Source organism: uncultured Cyclobacterium sp. (assembly GCF_963977555.1).
Taxonomy (GTDB): Bacteria; Bacteroidota; Bacteroidia; order Cytophagales; family Cyclobacteriaceae; genus Cyclobacterium.
Window position 1 is genome coordinate 341,586 of sequence record NZ_CAXBPD010000005.1, and the last position, 9,785, is coordinate 351,370.

4 protein-coding genes are annotated in these 9,785 nt (G+C 41.6%); 2 read left to right on the forward strand and 2 right to left on the reverse strand.

Going from position 1 to position 9,785, the window contains the following annotated elements:
- Positions 1-278: 278 nt before the first annotated feature.
- Both AAC073_RS08615 and AAC073_RS08620 read right to left on the reverse strand, forming a co-directional pair.
- Complete coding sequence (locus tag AAC073_RS08615) at positions 279-2,471, reverse strand: Na-K-Cl cotransporter (protein ID WP_339923448.1); 2,193 nt, start codon at positions 2,469-2,471, stop codon at positions 279-281.
- Between the two features lie 255 nt (positions 2,472-2,726).
- Positions 2,727-4,484 (reverse strand): DUF5060 domain-containing protein, encoded by a 1,758-nt coding sequence (locus tag AAC073_RS08620; protein WP_339923449.1) that lies wholly within the window; start codon positions 4,482-4,484, stop codon positions 2,727-2,729.
- A 271-nt stretch (positions 4,485-4,755) separates the two neighbouring features.
- Between AAC073_RS08620 and AAC073_RS08625 the strand changes: the two genes are divergently transcribed.
- Together AAC073_RS08625 and fdhA are read left to right on the forward strand one after the other, a co-directional pair.
- A complete protein-coding gene (locus AAC073_RS08625; protein WP_339923450.1) occupies positions 4,756-6,822 on the forward strand; it encodes a M13 family metallopeptidase in 2,067 nt (688 codons plus the stop codon).
- A 452-nt stretch (positions 6,823-7,274) separates the two neighbouring features.
- Positions 7,275-8,465, forward strand: coding sequence for a formaldehyde dehydrogenase, glutathione-independent (gene fdhA, locus AAC073_RS08630; protein WP_339923451.1), 1,191 nt, complete (start codon positions 7,275-7,277; stop codon positions 8,463-8,465).
- Positions 8,466-9,785 lie beyond the last annotated feature (1,320 nt).

Consider the following 9,785-nt stretch of genomic DNA (forward strand, 5'->3'; position numbering starts at 1 on the left):
GCTCGATATTCCTGACTCGTCCTAAAAAAAATTTAAAGCTTTTTGTTTAAATACTGGTATAGGTTTACAATCCCGTATAAACCCCTCCCGACATTGGCTGGAAAAGGCTCCGCGCCATTAATTAAGGGGGAATTACGGAAATGGGAATATTAAAGTGATTTTGTATCATTGTAATGGACTGATAAAATGCCAAATCAGTAATGAAACCACCATGCCTGAAAGCACACCCCCCCCCTTTTCTTCAAAGGGGGGATTTCTACGTAATCTATCTAAAAAAACTAAATCAATACTTTATCAAACTCCACTTCCTGTCCAGCCAGTACAAAAACCTTCGTTGGTAAGGATTTGGTACGTTCTTTTAACGTCACATAATAATCTTCAAAAGCGCCTTCCTCCTCCGGCACGGCCAATCCCATCATGATCAGGTCACTGTTTTTGGATTCTTCAGCCATAATATCCCAAAACACCCTGCCGTCAGCAACCAGAATTTGGTAATCGAAACCAGTTCGCATGCTTTCAAAAATTCTATCTAAGTTGTCCTTCGCACCACTATAAGCCTCCTTATTGGGTACGACCATTTTCACATTCACAGAAGCCTGTTGCCATTCTCTGCTGTTTTTTAATAGATAGGCCAAGATAATCATCAGACTACCATTTTTCTTTAATCCACCCCACCAGATATCTATTACCTCCTTTTTCTTAAAGCCTACATTACCTTCATCCTGAACAATGATTAAATTTTTTCGGGATTTAAAAAAGTGCCGTATCATTTCTGAATAGGGAAGTAAATTCCTGTTTTCTCGCGTATCCCCCAACAATATGGTATTGGGAACCAACTGCCCTAAACCATAGGAATTGACCATGTGAGTGGCACCAGTAAAAGGATCTGAAGCCCTTACTACTTTCACCAATGCCTGCACATTCTTATTACCCAAATAGTCCGAAATTCTATTCTCAAAATCTTTGACCTTTTCTTGAGGTACATTATTTTCAGACACAATCGTGGTCACTGTAAACAGGGCGTTTCCATTTGTAATGTCATCTGCAAGTTCGATCAAACGCCATCTTTTACCTAGAGAACCTGACAAAACAAGGATATTCGGACGCCAGCTTTTGGCATTGCTTTCTTTTTCTAACTTGAACAAGGCATACCTGATAATGGAAGAGAACACTCCTCTCCCCAAACCACCCCAGGTGGCCTCAATTTTCCTTCTTTTTAGCCATACAAAAATGATCGCTATCACCAAGAAAGCCATGAATGTAGCCAAGGCATTGATCAATAACATCACGCCGGCACAGCCAATTGCCCCCAACAGTGAAAAGATCCAATGTACTTTGAATTTAGGTCTAAAAGAGGCACTACCTAAAAGCCGCTCGGTGGCCGCTGTGATATTTAAGACAGCATAGGTGGTTAAAAAGAACATGGTAAGCACCGGAGCAATAAGGTTTAGGTTCCCAAAATATACCGTTACCAGTGTCAAGACAATGGTAAATAATGTAGCTGCTCGAGGTATTTTCTCTTTGCCATCTACCCGGCTGAAAATGCTTGCCCATTTTGGTAATATTTTATCATTAGCCAAAGCCTGCAATACCCTGGGCGCGCCCAACAAACTCCCAGTGGCACTTGACAAAGTAGCTCCCCAAATCCCAAGAACAATAGCCCCTCCCCATATAGCAATCTGCTGCATGATCAATGGATTTTCGATCAGCGTAGAAGCATCTGCCCTGCTGGCCAAAATAATAGGCAAAATCATGTAGATCACATAGCCCACACCTATGGCCATAAAAGTACCTTTGGGTATGGATTTGGCGGGATCTTTTAAGTCCCCCGACATATTCACACCTGCCATTATACCTGTCACCGCTGGAAAGAATATGGCAAATACCTGCCAGAAATCAACAGACTGGGCGGCCGGAACTCCCCAAAGCTCAATCTGAGAATCCTCCAAGGGGCTTCCTAGTGCCAATGACAACAAGGAAATAGCGATCAATCCCATGATAAAGAATTGAGACTTAATGGTAGCTGTGGTAGAGAATAAAGCCAGGGCTCCCAAAAACAAAGTCGTAATAATGCCCACCCATTTTATGTCTAAAGCAGGAAATATAGCGACAATAGATTCTGAAAATCCTATTACGTACAAAGAAACCGAAAATGCCTGCGCCAGGTACAAAGGTATTCCTACTGCTCCACCAATTTCCGCTCCCAAGGACCGACTGATCAAGTAATACGCCCCTCCACCTTTCACTGGCGCATTTGTAGCGATAGCAGAAATAGACAATGATGTCAGGAATGTAATGGCTGTAGAGAGGGTGACTATCAATAAGGTCCCAATCAAACCTACATTCCCTACCACCCAGCCAAATCTCAGGTACATGATCACACCCAAGATCGTTAGCAAGGAAGGGGTAAAAACACCTCCAAAAGTTCCAAGCTTGGTGGAACTGCTTTTATTTAAATTTCTGATGTTCATAAGAATAATCTACTTTTTAAATAACGGATTTCAAGTGGAGTTTTTCATTTTCATTCCAAACCACCGCTACTGATGCAATTTCTTTCAAATCAGTTAGGCCTTTATCAGGCAATCAAAACAACAACTTTACCTTCACCAAGGATTGTCGATTTGTGGCATAAATTTCAAAATAAAAACAACACCACTTATTGCGAATCCTATTTCAAAACTCGGGTTTATGTAAAATGGAAGGTGATTTTGGATTGAAAGTTTAAATTATTCTTTCTTCTTTTTCAACAAGACCACCCAGTCTAAATCAGGTTGGCTTGGCGCTTTCCCCAAAGCTGTCTTTTCTTCCCCTGAAACGTTCTTTAAAGCTTCATTCTGGGACCATTCTCCTGATCTGGGATTAAACCAATGGATTTCAAACATCTCAGAAGGTAAATTGAGTTCCCCTTCACCACCCTCTCGAAGATAAACCACAAATACTTCCTCGTCAACTGAAAGTACCCAGGAATTGTTATCCTCAGTAGGCATGGGGTTTAGCTGCTGATAGGGGATGCCACTCTCGGTGAAAAAGTTTTTGGCATGATTCATTATTTCATAATAGGGCTGGTATTTTCGGTAATCTTGGATCACTAGATCTTCTCCTTTGCCAATATATACTTCCATCCCAGCTGCTCCTGCCATAAGGGAGGCCCAAAGAGAGTGCTTTCGCCATACATCCAAGTCAGGATACTCAGGACTGGTATAGGGCTCGTCATAGGTGACCACCCATGGGTGACCTGCTGCAGCAGATTCATTTCTCCAATGCAAAATACGTCCATACCCATGGTTTACATCTTGATAATTCCCTTGAAAGCTAATGCCTGAATAGGAAGGATCTCCCAGCAAATCTTCAAAAATAGCATCTGTATTTGATGGCCCATTATGGACGACGATTAATTCATCGTAAGGCAATAAATCACTTAGATAAGCTGCAAATTGTTTTCTCTGGTCTGTGGTAATAGATTTACCATAAGTAGGGTCTTTTTCCCAACCATTTTCCTCTCCTATATTCCAAGTTACCGCGTTTAGGTAACCAAACCTAGCTGCCAATTCCCGGTAAAAAAGCTTTCTGCTGTCTGCAAAATCGCCCCCTTCTTTGTGCTCAAAATAGGATTGATTTTCTTGCTCTGATAACACGAATTGAGTCATTATCCCTTCTTGCATCATGTAGTCAAAAAGATATTGCCATTGGTCAAGTTTCGAAACATCGTATTCGTAATAATTATCCTTGCCTTTCCATGGAAAAGCTGTTTTCCCATCCCCATAAGCATTCATCAATAAAAAATAATGGGTGTTAATGCCTTGACCTTTCAGGTAATTGATGACCCCAACTATACCTTTGCCTTTCTCTCCTTGCCATAGAAGATCGCCTTCTTTCCAATCGGCTATATGGTCCTTATAAGCCCTATCAGCAGCTGTCCCATCAAAATCCTTGTATTGAAGCAGCACCTCAGGGGCATTCGCTCCCATTTTAAAAAAGTAATCGCCATTGGTAAATTGTAGGAAATGCTCCCCTATATATTGTAACTTCCCCTTGCCCAGAAACCCAGTTTGGGATTCATCTGCTGCCGTTACTGTGAAACTCCCTTTTTCCCCATCAAAGGCCAAGCTTGACCCTTCGGTGTTTTCAGAAGCAAGCGCAATTTTATCCCCCTCTAAAAAACTAACTTCATACTTCCATTCCCCCTCTTTCAGAGGCAACAAATGTGCCCTCCAGGTATTTCCACTTTCAGCACCCGTTTCTCCTGCATCTCCATCTGCTGCAAAATAGCCAGGAACAACAATGCGACCACCATCGGGGTCAGTAAAATACATTTCCATTCGATAATTCAGAAATGTTGTTTCCGCCTCTTTAAGCTCAGGGCCCTCCCAAGAAAAGGTCATTTTCTGGTAAGCTTGATTATTACCTGCAATCATTGGTTCCTGTCCACAGGAGCTTAACAGAAACCCTATGAAAAATAAGCACATCAATGATAAATAACGCATATCTTCAAATTTAATGGTTGGAATGAGCACTAAATATAGGAAAAGCAGGGACTAATTCATAAACTGATTTTCTATCTAATAAAAACCTGGTCAAGTAAGAGTTGAATCTGCTAACTCAGGAATAACTGCTTTATAATAGCTAGTCAATAGCAATAATTTTTCAACCATTGCTATGCTACTTTTACAATGCATTGCCCAACTTTTTTGACAGATAAATCGTGTATCTTTGTTCTTAGAAAATAAATATAATTGCTATAAAACAATTGGAAACATGAAAAACCTTAGCCATATAACAGCGGTGGCGCTATTGGCCTTTTGCACAACAATGGCCTGTTCACCTAAACAAGAGAATACGACCGAAACAATTGAGACCATTAACACCAGCTACATGGACACTACCATCCGCCCTCAGGATGACTTTTTCCAGTATGTCAACGGAAGCTGGCTGGCCACAACTGAAATACCGGCCGACCAAGGTAGGTGGGGCAGTTTTTTGGAGTTGAGAGAGCTAAGTATTTCCGGCGTAAAGCAGGTAATGGAAGCTGCCAAGGCCAATATAAGCGAATACCCTGAAGGATCTGACCAATACAAAGCCATTGCCTTCTATACCATAGGAATGGATTCTGTTTTGGCAGAAAAAAGAGGACATGAGGCATTGCTCCCTTGGTTTGATCAAATCGATCAGATAAAATCCAAGGAAGACTTACAATCCTTTTTGGAAAAAATCTATCCTGCTGGAGTAGATCCATTCTTTAATATTTATGTCAGTACAGACGCTAAAGACTCAGACCAAAATGCCCTCTACATAAGTCAAGGTGGATTGGGATTGCCTGACAGGGATTATTATGTAGATGAGGGCAACGAAAAATTCAAAGAAATCAAAGCCAAATATGAGGCCCATATTTCCAAGGTCTTTCAAATGCTCGGCAATTCGGAAGAAGAGGCCAAAAACCTAGCATCAGATGTGCTAATGCTTGAAACAAAACTTGCAGCAGCCAGCAAGACCAGGATTGAAATGCGTGATTCTGAAGGCCGGTACAATAAATACTCCCTGGAAGAACTCCAGCAAGCCACTCCTTCATTGGATTGGTCCAATCTAACCAAAGCACTTGGAGCCAATACCGATGAGGTCATTATAAGCACCCCTGATTTTATGCTTGCCCTGGAAGAAGTATTTAGCGATTCCAATTCAAAAATGTGGCAAAACTATTTGAAATGGCACTTGGTACGTGTGGCTTCCCCCTATATGAATCATGCACTGGTACAGGCAAATTTTGATTTTTATGGCAAAGAACTGCAGGGCACCGAGCAAATGAGAGCCCGCTGGAAAAGGGTATTGACCAGTGCGGAAGGCGCGGCAGGCGAAGCCATTGGTAAATTGTATACAGAAGAATTTTTCCCAGAGGAGGCCAAAGAAAAAGCCAATGAAATGGTCAGCAATATCTTAGAAGCCATGGGAAATAGAATCCAACAACTGGACTGGATGAGCGAAGAAACCAAAGCTAAAGCCATGGACAAGCTGGCAACTTTCACGGTAAAAATCGGCTACCCTGATACTTGGGAAAGTTATGCTGCGCTGGAAGTGGATGACAACGAAGAAACCGCCTCGTACCTGGGCAATGTAATCGCAGCCAATAAATTCCAATTCAAAAAAAACATGGACAAACTGGGCAAGGAAGTGGACCGGTCTGAATGGTTCATGACACCTCAAACGGTAAATGCCTATTACAATCCTACCTACAATGAGATTGTATTTCCAGCGGCTATACTTCAACCGCCATTCTACAATTACAAAGCAGATGCCGCGGTAAATTATGGTGGGATAGGCGCTGTCATAGGGCATGAAATTTCGCATGGTTTCGATGACCAGGGTAGCCGTTACAGCCCTGAGGGAAACCTGGAGAATTGGTGGAAGGAAGAGGACCTAGAAAACTTCCAAGAAAGAACCGGACAGCTGGTCGCCCAATATGACAACTATGAACCATTGGAAGGACTAAATGTAAAAGGTCAACTTACGCTGGGGGAAAACATAGGGGACCTGGGAGGTGTATTGGTGGCCTATGACGGCCTTCAAATGCACCTGGAGGAGAATGGAAATCCGGGAGAAATAGATGGATTTACTCCTTCTCAAAGGTTTTTCCTTTCTTGGGCTACCGTATGGCGCACCAAAAGCCGGGAAGAAGCACTTAGAACTCAAATTCAAAACGACCCGCATTCCCCAGCCCAATACCGCGCCAATGGACCTTTAGTCAATGTGGATGCCTTTTATGAGGCTTTCAATGTAAAAGAAGGGGATAAAATGTATGTAGCCCCGAGTGAGAGGGTTAGGATCTGGTAAATTGTGAACGACTTTTCCTTATTATTCAAAAGGCCCTGAATTACATCAGGGCCTTTTTGATTTTTAATGAGCCTATTATTATCCTAAAGCAGTCGTCATCCAATAATTAACATTTTTAAAACGCAGAAATCCAGATGACTGCCTCCGATGCAGCAACCCGGGGTGCTGTATTGGTAGCCATGGGTAAGCCGACGAAGGAGGTGCAACCCGGGGATTAAAGCAATTGATATTTGTAGGGAATTAGCCTGCAATAAGGTCAACAGTGAAATCACCTTTTCGCTAATGCAAGTGACCCCTAGCCCGAGAATTATAAAAACTGTCATTAATTCCCTGCTCTTGAGTGTGCTTTTTTCAAAAAACAGTCAAATTAATATACTTTATAGGATTTTTTAACTAATTTCTAAACCGAAATAGTATCGATTAAAACAATTATCATCTTAACCCAAAATAATATGTGTAAAAATCACGGCGTAGCCTATTTAGAACCCGGTAAGGTAGAGGTTCAGGAAATCGATTACCCTAAATTGGCCATAGGCAACAGAAAATGTGAACATGGTGTCATTTTAAAAATTGTATCAACCAATATTTGTGGCAGTGACCAGCACATGGTAAGGGGCCGTACCACCGCTCCAAAAGGACTGATCCTAGGTCATGAAATCACCGGAATAGTCATTGAAGCAGGCAGAGATGTCGAGTTCATCAAAGAAGGAGATCTCGTATCCGTACCATTTAATATTGCATGTGGAAGGTGTAGGAACTGTAAAGAACAAAAAACAGGCATTTGTCTTAATGTAAACCCTGCCCGTCCTGGTGCCGCTTATGGCTATGTGGACATGGGAGGCTGGGTTGGTGGTCAATCCGAATATGTAATGGTGCCCTATGCAGACTTCAATTTATTGAAATTTCCAGACAAGGACCAGGCCATGGACAAAATCAGAGACCTTACCCTACTTTCAGATATCTTTCCTACAGGATATCATGGAGCCGTCACAGCAGGCGTTGGCCCAGGATCCATCGTCTATGTAGCCGGAGCAGGGCCTGTTGGCTTAGCTTGTGCAGCATCTTGTCACCTATTAGGGGCGGCAGTAGTGATTGTGGGAGACATGATTCCTGAGCGGCTTGAACAAGCCAGGAGCTTTGGTTGCGAAACGGTCGATCTTAGAAACAAAACGCCACTTGCAGATGCCATCGCAGAAATAACAGGTGAACCGGAAGTGGATTGTGCGGTAGACTGTGTGGGCTTTGAAGCCAGAGGGCATGGTGGAGATGCTGACAAAGAAATGCCTGCTACGGTATTGAATGCAGCCATGGACATCACCAGAGCAGGAGGAAATATCGGTATCCCCGGTTTGTACGTGACAGGTGACCCTGGCGCTTCAACGGAAGCAGCAAAAGAAGGCAGCCTTAGCATCAGATTAGGGTTGGGCTGGGCCAAATCCTGTAGCTTTCATACCGGCCAATGTCCTGTTATGAAATACCATCGCTCATTGATGAATGCCATCTTATACGATAAAATTCAAATCGCAAAGGCAGTCAATGTTCAAATAATATCTTTACAGGAGTCTGTTCAGGGCTATAAAGACTTTGACGGAGGTGCCGCCAAGAAATTCGTAATTGATCCTCATGGGATGATTCCGAATTAATTCAGTCAATTTGCCATACGCTAGAAAAGCCACCGAAACTTAGTTTCGGTGGCTTTTCTTATTGAACCGACCTAGAAAGCAAAGAGACCCGGGTGAAAATAAATAAATGGTATGCTAATCAGTACAAGCCACCTTAGATGGCGGGATATTTGGGGTTAAATTACACTGTTTCACATAGGTTATGAACGAACCTCAAAAACACCGTATGTGTGGCATTTTTGTAGCCAAGGATGTAAAGCCTTGGTAAAAACGATACTCAAAACCCGATTTTAGCGGTATTGTTGCTTTTTTTTTCTGCAACAATGCTGACAAAATCTCTTTTATCAGAATCATAAAATATTATTCATAGGGGAAATTAACCTTTTGAGATGGTTTATTGACTTTTTCTAATGGTTACCCTTTTCTTTTCCTGTTCATTTTTGGCTTGATCCAAAAACGAACCAAAAAAATCAAGGCTGTATGTAAATCTTAACGCAAAATGAATCACTCCCTGGCTAAACAAAAAAAACTCGGCCGAAAAGGCCTCAAACAGTTTTTTGTTTTTAACGCCATTGAGCAATCCATTTTACTAATTTCCATAAGGCCGAAAAAAATAAATAGAATTGAACAAGCTTATATAGGTAAAGCTATATAGTCTAGCTATTTAACCTACCCTAGAATTCATTTTCACTTGACATTACTCCCTATGGTAATATTGACGGCAAAACTTAACGAATCCCAACAACCCCAGAGGGGTGCCATTTTTGTAGCCAAGGCTGTCAAGCCTTGGTCAAAACGATTAATAAAACCCGATTTTGGCGGTATTGTTGCTATTTTTCTGCAACAATGCTGACAAAATCCCTTTTTACAGGATCATAGAATGTAATCAACATTATTTAATGGTAGCAAAATTTAACCTTTTTATGTGATTTATGGACTTTTTCCAATGGTTACCCTTTTCTTTTCCTGTTCATTTTTGGCTTGATCCAAAAACGAACCAAAAAAATCAAGGCTGTATGTAAATCTTAACGCAAAATGAATCACTCCCTGGCTAAACAAAAAAAACTCGGCCGAAAAGGCCTCAAACAGTTTTTTGTTTTTAACGCCATTGAGCAATCCATTTTACTAATTTCCATAAGGCCGAAAAAAATAAATAGAATTGAACAAGCTTAGGCTGCTAAAGCTATATAGTCTAGCTATTTAACCTACCCTAGAATTCATTTTCACTTGAAATTACTCGCTATGGTAATATTGACGGTAAAACTTAACGAATCCCAAAAACCCCAGAGGCCATATGTTTGCAAGAGGAATAGCATAAGTTTCAGAAAATCATTAGTTTAA

Coding starts and splice junctions, on each gene's coding strand:
- AAC073_RS08620 (WP_339923449.1), bottom strand. CDS start 4,484: ATGCGTTATTTATCATTGATGTGCTTATTTTTCATAGGGTTTCTGTTA.
- AAC073_RS08615 (WP_339923448.1), bottom strand. CDS start 2,471: ATGAACATCAGAAATTTAAATAAAAGCAGTTCCACCAAGCTTGGAACT.
- fdhA (WP_339923451.1), top strand. CDS start 7,275: ATGTGTAAAAATCACGGCGTAGCCTATTTAGAACCCGGTAAGGTAGAG.
- AAC073_RS08625 (WP_339923450.1), top strand. CDS start 4,756: ATGAAAAACCTTAGCCATATAACAGCGGTGGCGCTATTGGCCTTTTGC.